The 18,190-nt window shown below is 43.4% G+C and carries 18 protein-coding genes; 13 read left to right on the top strand and 5 right to left on the bottom strand.

What is annotated here, in order from left to right; genetic code table 11:
- The 4 genes from DUK53_RS10760 to DUK53_RS10745 all read left to right on the top strand — a co-directional run bounded on the left by DUK53_RS10760 (position 1) and on the right by DUK53_RS10745 (position 5,222).
- Positions 1–1,194: a glycosyltransferase family 4 protein gene (locus DUK53_RS10760; protein ID WP_159106230.1), complete on the top strand. Its 1,194-nt coding sequence runs from the start codon at positions 1–3 to the stop codon at positions 1,192–1,194.
- Entirely contained in the window at positions 1,178–1,771 is a 594-nt protein-coding gene (locus DUK53_RS10755; protein ID WP_221640821.1) for a sugar transferase, read from the top strand. The genes DUK53_RS10760 and DUK53_RS10755 overlap by 17 nt, the downstream gene beginning before the upstream one ends.
- Positions 1,772–1,819: 48 nt before the next feature.
- A complete protein-coding gene (locus tag DUK53_RS10750) occupies positions 1,820–2,914 on the top strand; it encodes an aminotransferase class I/II-fold pyridoxal phosphate-dependent enzyme (protein WP_273625601.1) in 1,095 nt (364 codons plus the stop codon).
- Positions 2,915–3,032: 118 nt separating this feature from the next.
- Positions 3,033–5,222, top strand: a complete 2,190-nt coding sequence (locus DUK53_RS10745; protein WP_052164918.1) for an immunoglobulin-like domain-containing protein — start codon at positions 3,033–3,035, stop codon at positions 5,220–5,222.
- Positions 5,223–5,563: 341 nt separating this feature from the next.
- Here the strand turns inward: DUK53_RS10745 and DUK53_RS10740 are convergent, their stop codons facing one another.
- Positions 5,564–7,183, bottom strand: a complete 1,620-nt coding sequence (locus DUK53_RS10740) for a PucR family transcriptional regulator (protein WP_036094649.1) — start codon at positions 7,181–7,183, stop codon at positions 5,564–5,566.
- A 310-nt stretch (positions 7,184–7,493) separates the two neighbouring features.
- Between DUK53_RS10740 and DUK53_RS10735 the strand changes: the two genes are divergently transcribed.
- Positions 7,494–8,705: a pyridoxal-phosphate-dependent aminotransferase family protein gene (locus DUK53_RS10735; RefSeq protein ID WP_036094648.1), complete on the top strand. Its 1,212-nt coding sequence runs from the start codon at positions 7,494–7,496 to the stop codon at positions 8,703–8,705.
- A gap of 197 nt (positions 8,706–8,902) precedes the next feature.
- Positions 8,903–9,406, top strand: coding sequence for a Fic family protein (locus DUK53_RS10730; protein WP_236637298.1), 504 nt, complete (start codon positions 8,903–8,905; stop codon positions 9,404–9,406).
- Between the two features lie 32 nt (positions 9,407–9,438).
- Here the strand turns inward: DUK53_RS10730 and DUK53_RS10725 are convergent, their stop codons facing one another.
- The 4 genes from DUK53_RS10725 to DUK53_RS10710 all read right to left on the bottom strand — a co-directional run bounded on the left by DUK53_RS10725 (position 9,439) and on the right by DUK53_RS10710 (position 13,117).
- Positions 9,439–9,819: a DUF1700 domain-containing protein gene (locus DUK53_RS10725; protein ID WP_052164917.1), complete on the bottom strand. Its 381-nt coding sequence runs from the start codon at positions 9,817–9,819 to the stop codon at positions 9,439–9,441.
- On the bottom strand, positions 9,812–10,141 hold the full coding sequence (locus DUK53_RS10720) for a PadR family transcriptional regulator (protein WP_036094647.1): 330 nt from the start codon (positions 10,139–10,141) through the stop codon (positions 9,812–9,814). The genes DUK53_RS10725 and DUK53_RS10720 overlap by 8 nt, the downstream gene beginning before the upstream one ends.
- Before the next feature lie 104 nt (positions 10,142–10,245).
- The gene (allB, locus tag DUK53_RS10715; protein ID WP_036094646.1) at positions 10,246–11,619 is read right to left on the bottom strand and encodes an allantoinase AllB; all 1,374 of its coding nucleotides are present in this window, start codon (positions 11,617–11,619) and stop codon (positions 10,246–10,248) included.
- Positions 11,609–13,117, bottom strand: a complete 1,509-nt coding sequence (locus DUK53_RS10710; RefSeq protein ID WP_036131966.1) for an allantoin transporter — start codon at positions 13,115–13,117, stop codon at positions 11,609–11,611. Before DUK53_RS10710 ends, allB begins: the two co-directional genes overlap by 11 nt.
- A gap of 307 nt (positions 13,118–13,424) precedes the next feature.
- Between DUK53_RS10710 and DUK53_RS10705 the strand changes: the two genes are divergently transcribed.
- The 7 genes from DUK53_RS10705 to rsmI all read left to right on the top strand — a co-directional run bounded on the left by DUK53_RS10705 (position 13,425) and on the right by rsmI (position 18,162).
- Entirely contained in the window at positions 13,425–13,919 is a 495-nt protein-coding gene (locus tag DUK53_RS10705; protein ID WP_036094644.1) for a dual specificity protein phosphatase family protein, read from the top strand.
- 80 nt (positions 13,920–13,999) lie between these two features.
- Positions 14,000–14,992: a DNA polymerase III subunit delta' gene (gene holB / locus DUK53_RS10700; protein ID WP_036131964.1), complete on the top strand. Its 993-nt coding sequence runs from the start codon at positions 14,000–14,002 to the stop codon at positions 14,990–14,992.
- Between the two features lie 5 nt (positions 14,993–14,997).
- Positions 14,998–15,828, top strand: coding sequence for a PSP1 domain-containing protein (locus tag DUK53_RS10695; RefSeq protein ID WP_036094642.1), 831 nt, complete (start codon positions 14,998–15,000; stop codon positions 15,826–15,828).
- Between the two features lie 11 nt (positions 15,829–15,839).
- Positions 15,840–16,229, top strand: coding sequence for a DNA replication initiation control protein YabA (gene yabA, locus DUK53_RS10690; protein WP_036082139.1), 390 nt, complete (start codon positions 15,840–15,842; stop codon positions 16,227–16,229).
- 52 nt (positions 16,230–16,281) lie between these two features.
- On the top strand, positions 16,282–17,022 hold the full coding sequence (locus DUK53_RS10685; RefSeq protein ID WP_036094641.1) for a tRNA1(Val) (adenine(37)-N6)-methyltransferase: 741 nt from the start codon (positions 16,282–16,284) through the stop codon (positions 17,020–17,022).
- Positions 17,009–17,284: a GIY-YIG nuclease family protein gene (locus DUK53_RS10680; protein ID WP_036094640.1), complete on the top strand. Its 276-nt coding sequence runs from the start codon at positions 17,009–17,011 to the stop codon at positions 17,282–17,284. The genes DUK53_RS10685 and DUK53_RS10680 overlap by 14 nt, the downstream gene beginning before the upstream one ends.
- Complete coding sequence (gene rsmI, locus DUK53_RS10675) at positions 17,281–18,162, top strand: 16S rRNA (cytidine(1402)-2'-O)-methyltransferase (protein WP_036131962.1); 882 nt, start codon at positions 17,281–17,283, stop codon at positions 18,160–18,162. Before DUK53_RS10680 ends, rsmI begins: the two co-directional genes overlap by 4 nt.
- Positions 18,163–18,190: the final 28 nt, after the last annotated feature.

The raw sequence follows: 18,190 nt of genomic DNA, 5'->3' as shown, positions 1-18,190 counted from the left end.
ATGAAATTACTTTATATTCATCAACACTATGAAGAAAATAAAGGTGCCACCAGATCTTATGAGCTATCCAAACGTTTCATAGAGAATGGGGCCAAGGTAGTGATGATAAGTGGTCAGGGTGATTCACACGTGACAAAAGGTGGTCTTGTCGTGAAGTCGACGCATACGACATATCATCAAAAAATGAAAAAAATGAGGCGAATACTAGCGTTCATTCATTTTTTCTTATGGAGCATCATCTTAGGAATGCGTGAAAAGAATATCGACAAAATTTATGCGACATCAACCCCATTGACAGTAGGATTAGTTGGCCTAATTCTAAGCAAGTGCAAGCGAAAACCATTTATTTTTGAAGTGAGGGATGTATGGCCAGATGTGCCTGTTAAACTAGGATTTATTCAAAATAGAGGAATGATTCGATTGCTTAAATGGCTAGAAATGAGAATTTATAAAAGCGCAGCGCACATTGTTGTTCTATCAGAAGGTATGAAACAGAATTTGCTACAAAAAAACATTTCAGCAAGTAAAGTGACAATCGCCGAAAATTTTGCGAATCAAAAACTTGTGCAAGAAAGCAATGAAAAGGAATTAGAAGATGTGCTGTTAAAGAATTGGATGAAAGATAAATTTGTTGTTGTGCATCCCGGAACGATGGGACTTGTTAATGGTGTAGATTATTTAATAGCCTGCGCAGAAGAATTGCAATACAATGATTCAATTCATTTTTTGCTCATTGGCGAAGGTTCTGAAAAACAAAAAATGCAAGCGCAGATTAAAGAAAAGCAGCTCACCAATATTCGAATTTTAGATGCTAAATCAAAGCAAGAGACGCTTCAAGTTGTTTCTCGATGCCAAATGGGAACGATGCTCGTCAAAAATGAGCGAATTTTATGGGACAACAGCGCGAATAAATTTTTTGATTTTTTAGCATGTGGGTTACCAGTGGTGCTGAATTATCAAGGGTGGCAAAAGCAAGCTTTAGAAGAGTGTGGAGCGGGCAAAGGGTTTTCTCATGAAGAAGTGGATGCATACTGTACGTATGTGGTGAGTTTAGCCGCGGATCAGCGCAGTTGGGAGCAGGCACATCAAGCATCAAAAAAGTTAGCAGAAAAATATGACATAGATCGAATCGCCAATCGTATTTGGCGAGTTATTATGAATACGAGGAGTGTTCCAGTTGAAACGTTGGATTGATATTTATTTTGCTACTGTATTACTCATTCTTACAGGCCCGATTATTTTGATAGGTGGTACTATTTTTTACGTTTTATATAAAGAAAAGCCATTCTATATTAGTCAACGCGCAGGGAAAGAAGGATATCCCTTTACAATTTATAAATTGAAATCGATGCGTACGCAATATGATAGAGATGGGCAACTACTTCCAGATGCAGAGCGTTTGACGAAGTACGGTAGCTTAATTCGCAAACTAAGTATCGATGAGTTACCGCAATTGCTTAATATTTTAAAAGGTGAGATGAGCTTTATCGGACCGAGGCCGCTACTCTTAGAATACAATGCACTGTATACAGAGGAGCAAAGAAAGCGTCTGACCGTTTTACCAGGTATTACTGGTTTGGCACAAGTCAAGGGAAGAAATAGCCTTAGTTGGGAAGAAAAATTTATCTTTGATTGCCATTACGTATACCACCAATCGCTTTTGCTCGATTTGAAAATAGCGATATTAACGATTTACAAAGTAGTACAACGAGACGGTATCTCACAGGAGAGCCAAGCAACAATGTCTAAGTTCACAGGATTGACGCCTTAAAATGAAAGGAAAGTAGAGATGAATCAAATCCCCTTAGCAGTCCCCCATATGAGTGGAAACGAACAAAAATACATTCAGCAAGCTTTCGATACGAATTGGATTGCACCACTTGGACCGAATGTTGATCAATTTGAAGCAAATTTAGCGACATATACTGGCGCGAAAGATGTTGCCGTGACAAATTCTGGAACGAGTGCGATTCACTTAGCGCTCACCCTTTTAAACGTACAAAACGGCGATACGGTTTTCTGCTCCACATTCACGTTCATCGCGAGCATTAATCCAGCGCTATACCTTGGTGCGAAACCGGTCTTCATTGATTCTGAAATGGATACGTGGGGGATGAGCCCAATCGCGTTAGCCAAAGCATTAAAAGACGCAGCAGCTAAAAATAAACTTCCAAAAGCGATTATCGTCGTACACCTCTATGGCCAAAGCTGCAAAATGGACGAGATTATGGCACTTGCGAATCGTTATAGCATCCCGGTGATTGAGGATGCTGCAGAATCCTTAGGCTCCACGTATAAAGGGCGCCAACTAGGAACGATTGGAACATTTGGCATCTACTCTTTTAATGGCAATAAAATCATCACAACGTCTGGTGGTGGAGCTCTCGTGTCAAACGATGCTAAACAGATTGAAAAAGCGCGTTATCTGGCTTCACAAGCAAAAGAGGCTGCACCGTACTATTCCCATAGCGAAGTCGGTTTCAATTATCGCTTAAGCAATGTATTAGCTGGAATTGGTATCGCGCAACTAGATGTTTTAGACGAGCGAATAGCGAAGAAGCGAGCGATATTTGATGCATATGAAACCACATTTAAAAACAATGCAGCACTCACTTTCTTATCAGAGTGGCAGGAAACATTCAATAATCGCTGGTTAACCACAGTTTTATTAGAGGATATTTTACCAGAAAAAATAATAGAAAAATTGGCGGAAAAAGGTATCGAAAGCAGGCGCTTATGGAAGCCGATGCACACACAAGAACTATTTCAAGACGCCACGTATTATAGCGAAAATAAAGAAGGAAGCAATGCCGATATACTATTTCAGAAAGGGATTTGTTTACCATCTGGAACACAAATGACGCATACTCAAATAGCACTTGTTTGTCAGGTGTTAGGGCAAATCTGCAAGTGAATATTTCTGGTCAGGGCCGTGCTTATACAGATGGTCTTACATACAAAGAAAGTTAAATCTGTGACTTTGGAAGGTTATCAGGTTTTTATATAGATAGATAGTAAAAAGGAGGAGAAGTATGAAAAAAATAGCTAGAATACTAATCATCTTAGTTTTACTTATGGGAAGCGTTCCAAATATATCCAAAGCTGTAACGTCTACACATGCGGTAGTGAATACAAGCATTATAGAAGATACATCAGTGAACACGATTAGCGTTCCGATAAAAAAAGCACCTCGAGAAAAGAAATTGGATTTAGTCATTGTGCAAGATTTATCGGGAAGTTTCCGCGATACTTACCCTAACGTGGCGAGTAAGTTAAAAGAAGCCATCGATTTAATGAGCCCAGTGATTGACCGCTCGCAGTTCATTGGCTACACATCAATCAAGAGTAGCGATACAGGATTACCACTATATAGCGACCCAAAAACAATTTTGGAAGCGCAAAACGAAGGGCAGTATAATGAGTTTTTTAATGTTATCTATAAAAATGAAATGACGCATTCGCTTACGGATACAAAAGCAACGATTGATAATGTAACGTCGAAGCAATTGTATGGTAATGGGACGCCTACAGCTTATGGGATTCAAGAAGCATTAGAAGATTACCAAACGAATAATCAAGTTAAAGAAGCGGAACGTGAAACGCTATTTCTTGTTGTGACCGACGGATTTCCGAATGGTGACATAAAAGGAGAAGCATTGACACCGAGTATATCGATGGCACAGCTTCTAGGTCCAACAACAGGTATTAACGCAGCACTAAGTAATATTACATCTGCAGGGTACTTATCTTCTTTTGGATTATGGCAGAATAAAGCTTCGCTAGAAAGTGAATGGGGTACAAGTCTATACAACAATTACAACAATTATATCAACACGAATGTACCGAATTTTGTTTCCCGAAATGAGTTTTTTTTCAATATGAATAGTGACGATAATTCCATTGGAGAGTTTTCGTCCGCAGTGAAAGACATTATTCAAACAAACCTGAATGACCAATTGAGTATCTCAGAAAAAGTAAGTGTGGGGCAAACATATGTTACTAGTAGCGCGAAAGTAAAGAATAGCGCTGGGGAAATAGTAGCTATCCCATCGCCATACCAAGAACCAACATTCGCCAACCAAAATTTAACGTGGAATTTAGATGCTTTGCCAGAAGGGGATTACACAGTCACTTTTGATGTTACTGGAAAAATTCCAGTAAGTAGTACACCTAGTATTACAGCACAAGGTATGACGCTTTCAGAGGGTGCCTTTTTTGATCCAATTCAAACGGTGAAGCCAATAGCTACAGACACAAATTTTAACAATTTAACGTCGGAAATTAAGGTAATAGCAAATGATGTAGACACGAGTAAACCAGGTGTATATCATGTGACTTATGACGTAATGGGAGAACTTCCTGCTAACAATAATAAAGCTATCTCACTCATAGATTCAGGCGAAATTACGTACAGAGGTACTTTGTTAAAAACTTTAGAAAAATTAGATTTCACGCCAAGCGTAACTGCAAGAATTGCCACAAAGACAATTAAGATTACCGTGACCAGCAGGCCGACGATTACAGCGGTAGATAAGAAAATTTATGTGGGAGATGCGTACGATGCTAGAAAAGACGTCCGAGCAAACGATGCATCTGATGGAGACATTACTGGTGATATTGAAATTATCAAAAATGATGTGGACAACACGAAACCGGGCGTATATGATGTGACGTATAAAGTAACAAATAGCGTAGGAGAAAGCACGACGAAAACCATCCAAGTAACAGTTCTAAGTAAACCAGTCATTGAAGCGATAGATCATACAATTTACGTAGGAGACGCATTCGATCCAATGGCAGAAGTTAGCGCGAGGGATGCAAAAGATGGAGATATCACCGACAAAATAGAAATTTTAAAAAGCGGAGTAAATACAAATAAACCAGGCATGTACAAAATAACATATAAAGTAATAAATAGCATTGGGGAAAGTGCTGTCGTTACAGTCAAAGTAACTGTGCTTAAAAAAGTAGATCTAGAGAAAACGATAACGCCAAAAAAAATCGTAAAGTCAATACCACCAGTTAAATTAACAAAGCCAGTTTTTGAAGTGACGGGAAATTCGGTAGAAAAAGTTCCATCTATTGAGCGAGCCTACGAAAAAATCAGCATGGAATCAGAGAGCAGACTACCGAGAACCGGAGATAGCAACGGCTTATCAGTATTAGTTGGTCTTGGATTTGTAGTATGTACAGCATTATTTTTAAGGAGACGAAATCAATAAGTAATTACAAATAGACCGATAGAAAGCATATGTTCAATATGTAATCCATCGGTTTTTTTGTAGTTGTGAGTGAGTTATGATTATATTAATTGTGGATGGCCCGAGCGAGTACTCTGTTACACGTAAACGATGATACTTTTATTATCGGAAATATCGCACCAGAAACGTATGCATGTGATATCACGCAATGAGATCTTGCTGAATATTAACTAATTTATTTCTTAGCGCAGAAATACGCGCTGTGCGAAAAAATCATTTTATGGAAAAAGTGATTGATACAGAAAAAATATCTGAAATGGGGAATTATTTAATGCCCAATCCTGTGCTCTGTATAATATCAATTATCCCTTCTTATCCGACAACAACAACGCCAACCGCAACTTTAGCGAAAAATCCGCATGCGTAATCGGATGATCGAGCAACGCCGCACACTTCGCAATCCTATACTTCACCGTATTCCGATGAATATACAACTGTTTCGCCGTCTCCGTAATCTCGCACTGACAACTCAAATACACCTGCAACGTCCGCCGCAACTCCTGATGCATCTCATTTTGTGGGTAGGCCAGCGTCTTCAATGTGAACAAACAAAAATGCTGAATCTGCTCCACTGGAATAAACTGCATCAACTCCATAATTCCCTTCGACTCATAAAAATGCACAAACGAGTGATAGTGGTCCTTCTCACTTTGCCGATACGTATCCACAGCCTCCATATAAGAATAATGAATCGAAGCCGTCTCATACACCTCATTGCCCGCCGCAAACGAAATCGAAATCGGGAACAACCGATCAAGCGCCGTCTGAATCGCAGTCAACCGCTCCTTCAATTCCGCCTCATGCTGCTGCAACAAAATAATAAACTTATCCTCCGTCGGGTGCGGAAATATCAACGCGTTCTCAAAATTCCGATGCAATTCCCGCTCCAACCACTCATACGTCAGCGAATAAATCTCTTCCTGCAACGTCAAATTCTTCAGCGCCATCGAACTCTCATCAATTCCCGCGACCAAACACCGATAATAATCCGACGGCAACAACCCGTAACCCTTCCCATAATCCAGCAAGTTCCGCGTATATTCCGCGTCATCCTCACCCTTTTGCAACAACTTCGTGAAAAATTTCCCACGCAATGTTCGGTTACCTTCCGCCAATTTCTGATTCTTATAAATCGTAAACGAAATAATCGTGTTCGCCTGCTCAATCGCCAGTTGCGAGAACGGATACGGAATCTGATCCGCCTTCAAAATCACCAGAAAATAAGGATAGTACGTCGTCACTTTCACCGGGAAAACCGAAATCAGCAGCGTATCATCTTCCAGCAAAAACGTCATTTCACTCGAAAGCTCAGGCGTCTTTTTCAGTTTCTCGTGAATATCATCCAGCGTCGTCGCATAACTCGGCTGTTTAAAATGCTGCGTGCTCGCGACAACCTCCAAAAACGGATTAATCAACACCACCGGACGCTTCAAAATCCCACCCAAATTCTGAATCAGCGACTGCAGCGACGCGCCTTTAATCATCATTTTTGAAAATTTCTGCTGAATATCAATCGCATAATGGAACTTCTCCGTTTGATGATCCCAAATATAAGACAACAACTGGTGCGAAATCGTGCCCAGCGTCACCGTAAGTGGAATCCGCAAAATCGGAAACTTCAACCGGTTCGCCGTCTCGATCACCATCGGATCCAATTTATCAATAAAACGCCCCAACTTAATCCCAAGCCCAGCAGCCGGCAAACGATGCAAATCTTCAATCAATTTACAAAGCGCTTCCGGATCATTCTGAAAAGCCATCGCAGTCGTGAGCAAAAACGTATTTTTGGGCAGATAAGCAACAATATCAGGCGTCTCCGAAATCTCAATCGTATCGACCATATTCTCCAAATCGGCCTCCGCATTTATCACTTCAATATTAGAAAACCTTGGCGTTAGTAGCAGTTCAGACATCGTTGTCATTGTAAAAACCCCTTCCATTGGCAGGACGAACAAGCATCGGGCCACACCAAAGTTTAGTCCTCTCAATTGTACTATAGAAATGCTCTGTTTGTCGTTAGAAAATATTGTCTACTATGTACAAAACGACCATCTCTTTTCGTGCTAGTTGGCTAATGTTTCCCGTTTAGAATTATCTTAAAATAAAAGCATAAGCATAGCTATTGTGGCGGTCGGTCAATGGAGAGTGTATGATGAATTCCCAAGTAATGTTGTGAATAAATGTACATAAACGACCAACCGCTCTTTTTTAATAACGAAGGAGGAACATAATATGGTAAAAGAACTGCAAGCATCGATCCGAACAATCATGACTCCAGGCCCGGTAGAGGCCGAACCACGCGTATTAAGAGCAATGAGCACGCCAATTTTAGGGCAATACGATCCAGAATTTTTCGCGATGATGAACGACGTAACGAATCTTTTAAAAATGCCATTCCAAACAGAAAACGAATGGGCGCTCGCCGTTGATGGCACAGCCCGCGCAGGACTCGAAGCAGCCGTTTGTGGCATCATCGAACCCGGCGACAAAGTACTCGTACCATCATTTGGCCGTTTTGGCTTTTTAATGGCAGAACTCGCGCAACGTGCAGGCGCGCAAGTCAAAATCGTCGAGCAAGAATGGGGCACAATTTTTGATCCGAAAACGGTTATTGACGAAATCAAAGCCTACAATCCAAAAATGCTGATCATGGTTCACGGCGAAACATCCACGGGCCAAATGCAAGACTTGAAGGAAATCGGGTTATTCTGTAAGGAAAACGACGTCCTATTCATGGTTGATGCGGTCGCAACATTCACCGGCGCTGACTTCCAAACCGACGCGTGGGGAGTAGACATCGCGGTTGCTGGAACACAGAAATGCCTCAGCGTCCCAACCGGAATGGCACCCGTAACCTACAACGCAAAAGTCGAGAAAATCCTCGCATCCCGTTACCAAGTCGAACTTGGCCTAACAAAAGACGTCCGAAATGACCGCTTCATTTCGAGCAACTACCTAGACCTTAGCCAAATTCAACAATACTGGGGACCAAAACATATCAATCACCATACCGAAATGACATCGATGATTTACGCGCTACGTGAAGGTTTGCGAATCGTTCACGAAGAAGGTCTAGAAAACCGTTTTGCCCGTCACCGCAAACACGAAAAAGCGATGATGACAGGTCTTAACGCGATGGGCTTGACGCTATTCGGCGACATGTCTAGCAAAATGCCGACTGTAACCTGCGTGAATATCCCCGAAGGCCTTGACGGAGAAGCTGTTCGCGCGACACTACTCCACCATTACGGCGTCGAAATCGCGAGCTCATTCGGTTCCCTTGCCGGCAAGATTTGGCGCATCGGAAACATGGGCTTCAGCAGCCGCAAAGAGAACGTCCTGCATACACTGAACGCGCTAGAAGCCTCGATCACATTCCACGGCGGCAAAATCGCAAAAGGCGAAGCAGCACAAGCCGCGTTGAAATTTTATAGCGAGAATTAAATACGAAGACGAATCCCTGCTTGCGAGAGTGGGGATTTTTACATTGGAGGGATAAACCGTTATAATAAAGGGAGTTAGGAGGGTGAGTCGAATCATGAATAGAACGCTGTCAAAGGAGTATTTGCAGGATGTGCTAGTTCGCTTAGCCCATCACTCTAGCGCGATAGAAGGAAATACTATTTCGCTTGGAAGAACAGATGCCAATCAGTATAGCACTGGTGAAAGAGATTCACGCCAATCTTGCCGACAAACTACAATACGATAGAGGCGAATTCAAAACTGGTGAGAACGCTATTTTAGGCGCTGATTTTCAAACAGCCAGTCCAACAGAAACCCCCATCCTAATGCAACAATGGGTGTATAATCTTAATTATAGGCTAGAGCAGGACTCGCTAGATGAGAAATTGCGAGCCGTTGCGGAGAGTCATATTGACTTTGAACGCGTTCATCCATTTAGCGATGGAAATGGCAGAACCGGCCGAATGCTCATGAATTATGCACTACTTGAAAATGACTTCCCACCATTAATCATACGAGTAGATGAACGCGCGCAATACATACAATATTTAGCGACACAGGATTCAGAGGCATTTTTCCGATTTGTAAAAGATAAATTGGAAGAAGAGAAAGAGCGTGCCAAACGTTTTCAGAATAGTGAAGACCAAAAAATACCGCGTAACAAAAATAGAAACGCAGACTGATTATCAAAAAATCAATCGACGTTTCTATTTTTTTAGTCCAATGCATCCAAAAGCAACATCAATATAATAAAACACATACCTGCAATCAGCACGATTTTAAACGGAGAAATCTGCTTGGCGGCGGGTTTATCCGTTTTTGTTTCCGTCTGGACTTGAGGCGGATCTGGTTGCGGCATCGATTTTTGAATAATGGGTTGCTGCACACGCTTAGGGACCACAACCGCCTCCTGCACATATTGATCGATGATTTCACTAGGGTCACCTAGCAAAGCGATGGCGTCAGCTTCTGAAATCCTGTTCTCTAAGCTTACCGCAATGTGTTCATCCAAATCTTTGATAATACTGGCACGCTCGTCTTCCGGCAGAGAACGCAGACCGTGATGTAGCGTTTCAAAAAAATCTGATCTATTCATTTGGGTTGATCTCCTTTCGTAAAGCTGCGATACTTGCCGTGAATTCATCCCATTCTTGCAATGTCTCTTTCAAAAAAATCCGACCTTGATGCGTGATGTGATAATATTTCCGCTGTGGCCCAGTTGGCGATTCCACTGTGTATGTCGCGCAATAACCTTCTTTCACAAGCCGACGCAAAAGCGGATACAGCGTACTTTCCGTGATGGGTATATGTTTTTTTATTTGTTGCGTTAAATCATAGCCATAAAAATCATCCGTCTGCAAAATGTAAAGCACACACATGTCTAGCGCACCTTTTCGAAACTGTGTCGTTACGCTCATATTCGGCCTCCAATAAATCATAATTTAGCTACCTCAAGTATAACAGCAACGCACCAAAAATAAAACAGACTCTGCGAAAATACACAGAACCTGCTAAAAAATCCTTATTGAACGGTTTCTTTCGCGTTTTGAAGTACGAACGCGCCTTCATGTGTATCGCGAACACCGTTTTCTTTGTCATAAATCACGGAACCGCGAAGTACCGTTGCCACGACTTGTGCGCCGATTGTGCGACCGATATATGGGCTGACTTTGTGACGATACTCCAAGTCTTCAGCGGCAAGCGTATACGGTGCATTTGGCTGGATCAACGCGAAATCGGCGTCTTTACCAATCGCGATGTGGCCTTTGTCCGCTAACTTATAAAGATCTGCTGGATTCGAGGCGATCAGTTTTGCGAATTGTGTTAGCTCCATACCACGCTTTTGAACCGCTTCATCGAACATGATGTCGACGTTATTTTGCAAGCCGGAAATGCCGCCCCAAGCTGTGAATGCATTGCCGATTTTCATGTCTGGTGGGCAAGGTGAGTGATCCGAAGTTACGAAATCAATTTCTCCCGCGAAAAGTTTCTCCCAAAGGCGATCTTGGTTGGCTTTATCTCGTAATGGTGGGGCACATTTCGCTGTCGTGCCAATCGTTTCGAACTGTTCTTCGTCAATCGCGAAGTAATGCGTACAAGATTCGCACGTCACTTTTTGGCCTTCGTTGCGAGCACGAGTGACTTCTTCCACGCCTTCTGGAGTACTCAAGTGGCAAATATGGATTTGGCAACCAGCGATTTTAGCAAGATAAATGGCGCGGCGTACAGCTTCCACTTCTGTGAAAACAGGGCGTGATGCGACGTAATCTTTCGCGGATGTTTTGCCTTCTGCTTGTGCGACTTTGCCTAATTCATCGCATATTAACGCATTTTCAGCGTGGATTGCTAGAATTTTATCCATTTTCGCGATTTTTTGCATGCCGGCGAAGAACGAATAATCATCCACGTTACGGAAATCATTGTCGACACCATCGAAGCCACACGTTGCTAGGAAACACTTGTAAGCCGCAACGCCATCTTCATTTAGCTCATTTAGACGGTCTAAGTTATGGGGAACAAGTCCACCAAAAAGCGCTACATCGACGCTAAGTTTACCTTTTGCCGCGTCAAATTTAAGATTTAGAGATTCACGGTCAATCGTTGCGGGTAATTGGTTCAGCGGCATTTCGATGAAGGACGTCACGCCACCCTTTGCAGCAGCTTTTGTGCCAGTTTCGTAGCCTTCCCATTCCGTACGGCCAGGCTCAGAAATGTGCACGTGTGCGTCAACCATACCTGGTGAAACAACGAGCCCGCTTGCATCGATGACTTCTTTCGCCTCGCCAAGATCCGCGCCAATTGCCACGATTTTTCCATTCGTTACCGCCACATCTGTCACTACCGCTTCCGTGTCTAAAATCACTTTTCCATTTTTGATAATTAAATCATAACTCATTTCCTTCAACTCCTATTTTTTTAATCTGAACTTCTGTATTTTCGTCATAAAACGATGGATTTTTCTTGCGGTGAAGCGAGGCAAACAGGGCATAAGCGCCGAACGCAACGATCACACCGACGAACCATGAAAGTCTGGAAACTGGCTCTAAAACTGGGATAAACTTACCGCTCAGCGATATAATCACGGCAACAATCGTCACCACAAACGCGAGCGAATTAAAACCATTCTTATAGTAAGAAAATTGACCGGGTTCTGTGTAGAGGCTATCCAAGTTGATTTGTCGGCGCATAATAATGAAATAATGTGCTAGCATCACGCCGATAACCGGACCAAGAATCCCACCGATAATATCGAGGAATAAATAAATACTCGCCTGATTCTCCATCAATTTCCACGGACAAATCAGAACACTAATAATACTCGCAATCATAACCCCATGTTTATACGTCAACTTCTTCGGAAAAATCGCAGCAATCTGATATCCCGCCGGAATAATATTCCCCGTCGCATTCGTCGAAATCGTCGTCATCAAAATAACCAAGACGGCGAAAATCGAGGCAAACAAGCTATCCCATTTTTGCACAATATCAAGCACATTCCAAGTCTCCGTCCCGTAATGAATGCTCGCGCCCGCCAAAATACAAACACTGGCTATGGCGAATAAAACATAAGCTACCGCGAGGCCGAACGTTTGCCCAGTCGCCTGCGCTTTAAAACTTTTCGCGTTTTGCGTGAAATCCGATGCGCTGACAGCAGGCGCCGCCCAAACCGCGACAACCGCGTTAATCACGACAAGGAATAGGAAAATAGAGTTTCCACCAGTTTGGACGTTAGCAGGCACGTAATTCACAATGTTGCCAAAGCCCGCCAAATAAATCGCCCAAATCGCCATCCCGCCAAACACGATGTAAATACACGGATTAAGAATCGCGGTAAACTTGTTCAAAACGCCGCCCCCGCCAAATCCAATCGCCACATTGACCGCCCAGAAAAGCAAGAAAGCAATCAAACCAGGAATCGTAATCCCCAAAATACTGACGCCTCCGCCAATCTCCAAAAAGCTCGGCCAAATTTTTCCGATTAAAATCAAAAAGGCGAGCGATCCCGCATAGCACTGCAAGCCAAACCACATAATCGCTGCGACGCAACCTCTTAAAATGCCTGGGAAGAGCGCGCCACGAACGCCGTAAGAAGCCCGCAAAATCATCGCGAAAGGTACGCCATATTTTGAACCAGCAGCCCCATTTAACACCATGACCGCGGCGATAATAAAGGCGCTTACAATAATAGCTGCCATGATACTAACCGTTGACAATCCGAGTATTAGAAACCCACCGACCGCCACATAGTTAGGAACGTTATGTACAGAACCCATCCACAATGTGAAATAGTTAAACGTACCCCATGTCCGTTTGTTCTCTGTTTTAGGCAGTAGATCATCGCTATACCCGCGAGATCGATATTTCTCTAGTTGCGCATTATCCACCTGAACCATACCATTTTTTCCTCCTTCATTTATAAAATAATGCTTAAAAATAAGCGAAAAGCCGAACTGAGTTTGTGAAAGAAAGCGCTTTAAATTAATTGTTGTAAGAAGACGCTTTCTCCTAATATGTTAAATATAGCACGCCCCGAAATGTATTTCCTTAGACGTTTTACATAAACTTTTGAAATGGTTTGTCTGTTTCGAACAAAGTGAAAAGGTGCACAAAATAAGGCGTTAACGGTAGGGAATTTCGCGAATAAATGCTAGAATGAAAGAGTAGGAAAAGCTGCTTGATTTTATGAGGAGAGTGAGAATAGTGGCTAATTATATTAACGAGAAACGTCGCCAAATTGACTTTGATCCATATACATTGCCCATCATCGCCTTACCCGAAGTAATCGCGACGTCTTTTGATCCGATTGGAAAAACGCCAATCATGATTCGTATTGCTGATAAAGATAAAGCGTTTGCGCCGATAAAAGACCCAGGAAAGTATCAAGGGATTCTAGAGATTCAGTTCAATGATATCAATGAAGAAGACGATTATTGGGGACTCAGCAAGAAAGAATCCGATGAAATGCTTCTTTTCAATAAGAAACATGCCGCGATTATTCACGATTTTGTTGACCAATTTGACGATATCAGCCAAATTGTTGTGCACTGTAATGCCGGTGTGAGCAGAAGTAGCGCGGTCGCGATGCAGCTCGCGGAGTACACGAACGACTTGGATACGTACGCCAAACTACGCGAAATCAAGCGATACCTCCCAAATACGCGCGTTCTCGCCATCATGCGCGGGGAAGAATTTTAACGTAATTTTTTTGGCAAAATCTGCGCCATAACCCTGCCCGTCATGTTATAATGTAGAGAAATGATTGGAGGGGTTTTTTCGTGGGACGACAAGCTGATCTGCTAGCGATGCAACCAATCGCGATGCAACTGTTCATCAAAAGTATTCTGACAGACCGATTGGCGCATGGTTATTTGCTAGAAGGCGCGCGTGGAACTGGTAAGAAACGCACTGCCAAATGGCTTTCCCAGACCCGTTTTTGCTTGGAGAAAAGTAATGACGAGTTGGCTTGTGGGACGTGCAATAATTGTCTGCGAATCGAAAACGATAACCACCCTGACGTTCATTGGCTAGAACCAGATGGCAACAGTATCAAAATTGATCAAGTACGGGAATTGAAGCAGGAACTGTCTAAGCGCGGTATGGAGTCGGATCGCAAGGTTTTGATTATCGACAGCGCGGATAAAATGACGGTGCAATCTGCCAATTCTTTGCTTAAATTTATAGAAGAACCGGATGGCGGCATGTTAATTTTATTCTTGACCGCGAATCCACAGCAAATCTTGCCAACAATCCAATCGCGGCTACAACCGGTGAGCTTTCGAGCTTTGCCGTTCGAGGCCTTTGTTAGCGATTTGATAGCGCAAGGCATTTTAGAGCAGAAAGCCCGTGTATTGGCGAGTGTCGCTGGAAATGCGGAACAAGCCGCTACTTGGAACGAGGATGAATGGTTTGCCGAAGCGCGCAACGTGACGGTGAAGCTCTATGAAGGATTGCATCATCAAGGTGTGGATCCCATTTTGCTTATTCAAGAATCATGGATGCCCGTTTTCAAGGATAAAACACAGCTGCATTTAGGCCTAGAGTTGTTGCTATTACTCTATCGCGACCGCTTACATTTATCGCTAAACGACGATTATCGTCCAATCTGCATGGAGCAAGCATCGATGTTAAAGCAGGATATATTGCGGAAATCACTCACAGATACGACTGCTGAAATGGAAATCATACTTGGAGCTAAGCGCAAACTAGATTCCAACATGAATACCCAGCTACTAATGGAGCAACTCGTATTGAAAATTCAAGGGAGGTAGTCCAATTGCCAAAAGTTGTAGGCGTTCGTTTTAAGGAAGCCGGTAAAATATATTATTTTTCGCCTGAGAAACTCAAAATTGTCGAGGGTCAAGGCGTGATTGTCGAAAATGCACAAGGAATTGAGTTCGGAAAAGCGGTTATCGCACCGCGCGAAGTCGATGAAGAGGATGTTGTTATGCCTCTAAAACGAGTGCTACGTGTTGCGACAGACGCAGATTATAAATGTGTCGAAGAAAATGCGGCCTCTTGTCAGCGCGCATTTTTACTCTGTGACGAGAAAATTCAAGAACACAAAATCGAGATGAATCTAGTCGACGTCGATTATACATTTGATCGCAATAAAATCATCTTTTACTTTACCGCAGAAGGGCGCGTCGATTTCCGCGAACTCGTGAAAGATTTAGCGTCGATTTTCCGTACGCGGATTGAATTACGCCAAATCGGTGTCCGCGATGAAGCGAAATTGCTCGGCGGAATTGGCCCGTGTGGCCGGATGCTGTGTTGCTCGACCTTTTTAGGTGATTTTGAACCAGTTTCAATCAAGATGGCAAAAGACCAGAATTTATCGCTCAATCCGACGAAGATTTCTGGACTTTGCGGTCGTTTAATGTGTTGTTTGAAATATGAGAATGATGAATACGAAACAGCGAAGAAAGAAATGCCTGATGTCGGTCAACATGTTGTGACACCTGATGGCAAGGCACGTGTAGTGGGCATTAACCTACTCGGTCGAATTATGCAAGTCAGACTACCAGATCAAGACGCGGTCATTGAATATGCATTAGAAGAATTACGCCCCTTTAATGCTTTTTCAAAAGAACCCGCGAAGTCCTGAGGTGAGCCCATATGGATAAAAAAGCACTTTTTGACTCAGTCAGCAATATGGAAGAACAAATCGGCGAGTTATACCAACAACTTGGCGACCTGAAGCAAAATCTAGGCGATATGTTGGAAGAAAACAACCGTCTGAACCTAGAAAACGAACATTTGCGTCGCCGTTTGGAAGAACTCGACGGCAAGCAACATGTGAGCACAATCCCCGCCGAAAAAGAGTTGGGCGCGATGGCTCCAGCTCGCAAAGAAGCGATGCGCCAGATGATAGAAGTTGGCGAAGGGTATGATAATTTAGTCAAACTGTATAAAGAAGGTTTCCATATTTGCAACGTGCATTTCGGAAGCCCGCGCGGAAACGATGAAGATTGTCTTTTCTGTATGTCGTTATTGAATAAGAAATAAAACGCGGCTTTCTCTTTCGTAGAGAGAGCCATTTTTTTAGGGAGAGGTTTGGATGTTAGTTGGAGATGAGAGGCTAGATCATTTATTGGCGGAGAACTTGCGAATTATTCAGAGTCCGTCTGTATTTTCTTTTTCGCTAGATGCAGTATTGCTCGCAAGATTTAGCTACATACCTTATCAAAAGGGTGGGCGGATTATTGATTTGTGTAGCGGCAATGGCATTATTCCGTTGTTGATTAGCTCGAGAACAAAAGTGCCAATTATTGGTATAGAGATTCAGGAACGATTGGCGGATATGGCGCGGCGTAGCATTGAATACAACGAACTCGAGAATCAGATTGAAATTTTGCAACAAGATTTACGTGAGGTTGTGCCGATTCTTGGAAAAGGAAAAAATAGCTTCGTCATCTGCAATCCGCCGTATTTTGCGCTTGAATCGACCAGCATCAAAAATGAAAATGAACATTTGCGAATTGCGCGTCATGAAGTACATTGCACGTTGCGCGATACGATTCAAGTCTCGGCGGATTTGCTAAAACAGGGCGGCAAGGCGAGTTTTGTTCATCGTCCAGAGCGCCTGCTGGAAATCATTGATATCATGCGGGAATATGGTTTGGAACCGAAACGCGTCCAGTTTGTGCATCCGCGTTTGGAACGAGAAGCGAATACGATTCTAATCGAGGGCATGAAAGGCGCGAAGCCAGGCGTGAAATATTTGCCGCCAATCATCGTGCAAAATGCAGACGGCGAGTACACGAAACAAGTGAGGGAGTTGCTTTATGGCGAAGAGTGACACGCATTATTTCTACGTATTGGCATGCAAAGATGGCTCCTATTATGGCGGCTACACCACCGATGTGGCGCGTCGCGAAGCCGAACATAACGCTGGGATTCGCTGCAAATACACCCGAAATCGACGCCCAGTTCGAGTCATCCATTCCGAATGCTTCGAGACGCGATCCGAGGCAACGAAAGCCGAAGCCGCTTTTAAGAAACTAGTACGCAAAGATAAGGATCACTATTTACGAGAAAAGAAGGAGGGCGACACACTATGAAAAGCCAGAAAAGCTTTGCAGAATCAGGTGACGCGAAGGGCACGTTATACTTAGTCCCAACACCGATTGGCAACCTAGAAGACATGACGATGCGCGCGATTCGAATTTTGCAAGAAGCGGATTTAATCGCGGCGGAAGACACGCGAAACACGATCAAGCTACTCAACCATTTCGATATACATACAAAAATGGTGAGCTATCACGAACATAACAAAACGACCCGCCAAGAGGAGCTCATCGAAAAATTGGAGGCAGGAACCACGATTGCCGTCGTGAGCGATGCAGGCATGCCGTCGATATCCGACCCAGGCTACGAATTGGTAGGCGCCGCGATTGAAGCTGGAATCACCGTTGTGCCACTACCAGGCGCGAATGCAGCGCTTACCGCCCTCATCGCATCAGGCCTCGCGCCACAACCGTTCTTCTTTTACGGTTTCTTGCCGCGAAGCAACAAAGACCGCGAAGAAGCATTGAACCAGCTGAATCTTCGCGAAGAAACGTGGATCATTTACGAATCGCCACACCGCTTGAAAGAAGTTTTAAAAGTGATGAACAAAATACTCGGAAGCACCCGCAAAATTGTATTATGTCGCGAATTGACGAAGAAGTACGAAGAATTTTTACGTGGAACGGTGGAAGAAGCGCTAGAATGGGCAAAAGAAACCGAAATCCGCGGTGAATTTTGCGTCATCGTAGAAGGAAATGAAGGCGCACCGAGCGAGGACGAAGAAATTTGGTGGGCGACAATACCAATCAAGGAACATGTCGAAAAAGTCATGGACGAAGAATCGGTCTCCTCCAAGGAAGCGATCAAACAAGTCATGAAAACCCGCCAACTCCCAAAACGCGAAGTTTACCAAGCCTATCACGAATTATAATAAACTGGACTCGTCATCACGCGGGTCT

The sequence above is a fragment of the Listeria sp. SHR_NRA_18 genome (assembly GCF_003856515.1).
Taxonomy (GTDB): domain Bacteria; phylum Bacillota; class Bacilli; order Lactobacillales; family Listeriaceae; genus Listeria_A; species Listeria_A newyorkensis.
The sequence above is the reverse complement of the archived record's forward strand: the minus strand, read 5'-3'. Positions and strand labels throughout refer to the sequence as shown.

Coding starts and splice junctions, on each gene's coding strand:
- DUK53_RS10760 (WP_159106230.1), top strand. CDS start 1: ATGAAATTACTTTATATTCATCAACACTATGAAGAAAATAAAGGTGCC.
- DUK53_RS10750 (WP_273625601.1), top strand. CDS start 1,820: ATGAGTGGAAACGAACAAAAATACATTCAGCAAGCTTTCGATACGAAT.
- DUK53_RS10745 (WP_052164918.1), top strand. CDS start 3,033: ATGAAAAAAATAGCTAGAATACTAATCATCTTAGTTTTACTTATGGGA.
- DUK53_RS10740 (WP_036094649.1), bottom strand. CDS start 7,183: ATGACAACGATGTCTGAACTGCTACTAACGCCAAGGTTTTCTAATATT.
- DUK53_RS10735 (WP_036094648.1), top strand. CDS start 7,494: ATGGTAAAAGAACTGCAAGCATCGATCCGAACAATCATGACTCCAGGC.
- DUK53_RS10730 (WP_236637298.1), top strand. CDS start 8,903: ATGCCAATCAGTATAGCACTGGTGAAAGAGATTCACGCCAATCTTGCC.
- DUK53_RS10725 (WP_052164917.1), bottom strand. CDS start 9,819: ATGAATAGATCAGATTTTTTTGAAACGCTACATCACGGTCTGCGTTCT.
- DUK53_RS10720 (WP_036094647.1), bottom strand. CDS start 10,141: ATGAGCGTAACGACACAGTTTCGAAAAGGTGCGCTAGACATGTGTGTG.
- allB (WP_036094646.1), bottom strand. CDS start 11,619: ATGAGTTATGATTTAATTATCAAAAATGGAAAAGTGATTTTAGACACG.
- DUK53_RS10710 (WP_036131966.1), bottom strand. CDS start 13,117: ATGGTTCAGGTGGATAATGCGCAACTAGAGAAATATCGATCTCGCGGG.
- yabA (WP_036082139.1), top strand. CDS start 15,840: ATGGATAAAAAAGCACTTTTTGACTCAGTCAGCAATATGGAAGAACAA.
- DUK53_RS10685 (WP_036094641.1), top strand. CDS start 16,282: ATGTTAGTTGGAGATGAGAGGCTAGATCATTTATTGGCGGAGAACTTG.
- DUK53_RS10680 (WP_036094640.1), top strand. CDS start 17,009: ATGGCGAAGAGTGACACGCATTATTTCTACGTATTGGCATGCAAAGAT.
- rsmI (WP_036131962.1), top strand. CDS start 17,281: ATGAAAAGCCAGAAAAGCTTTGCAGAATCAGGTGACGCGAAGGGCACG.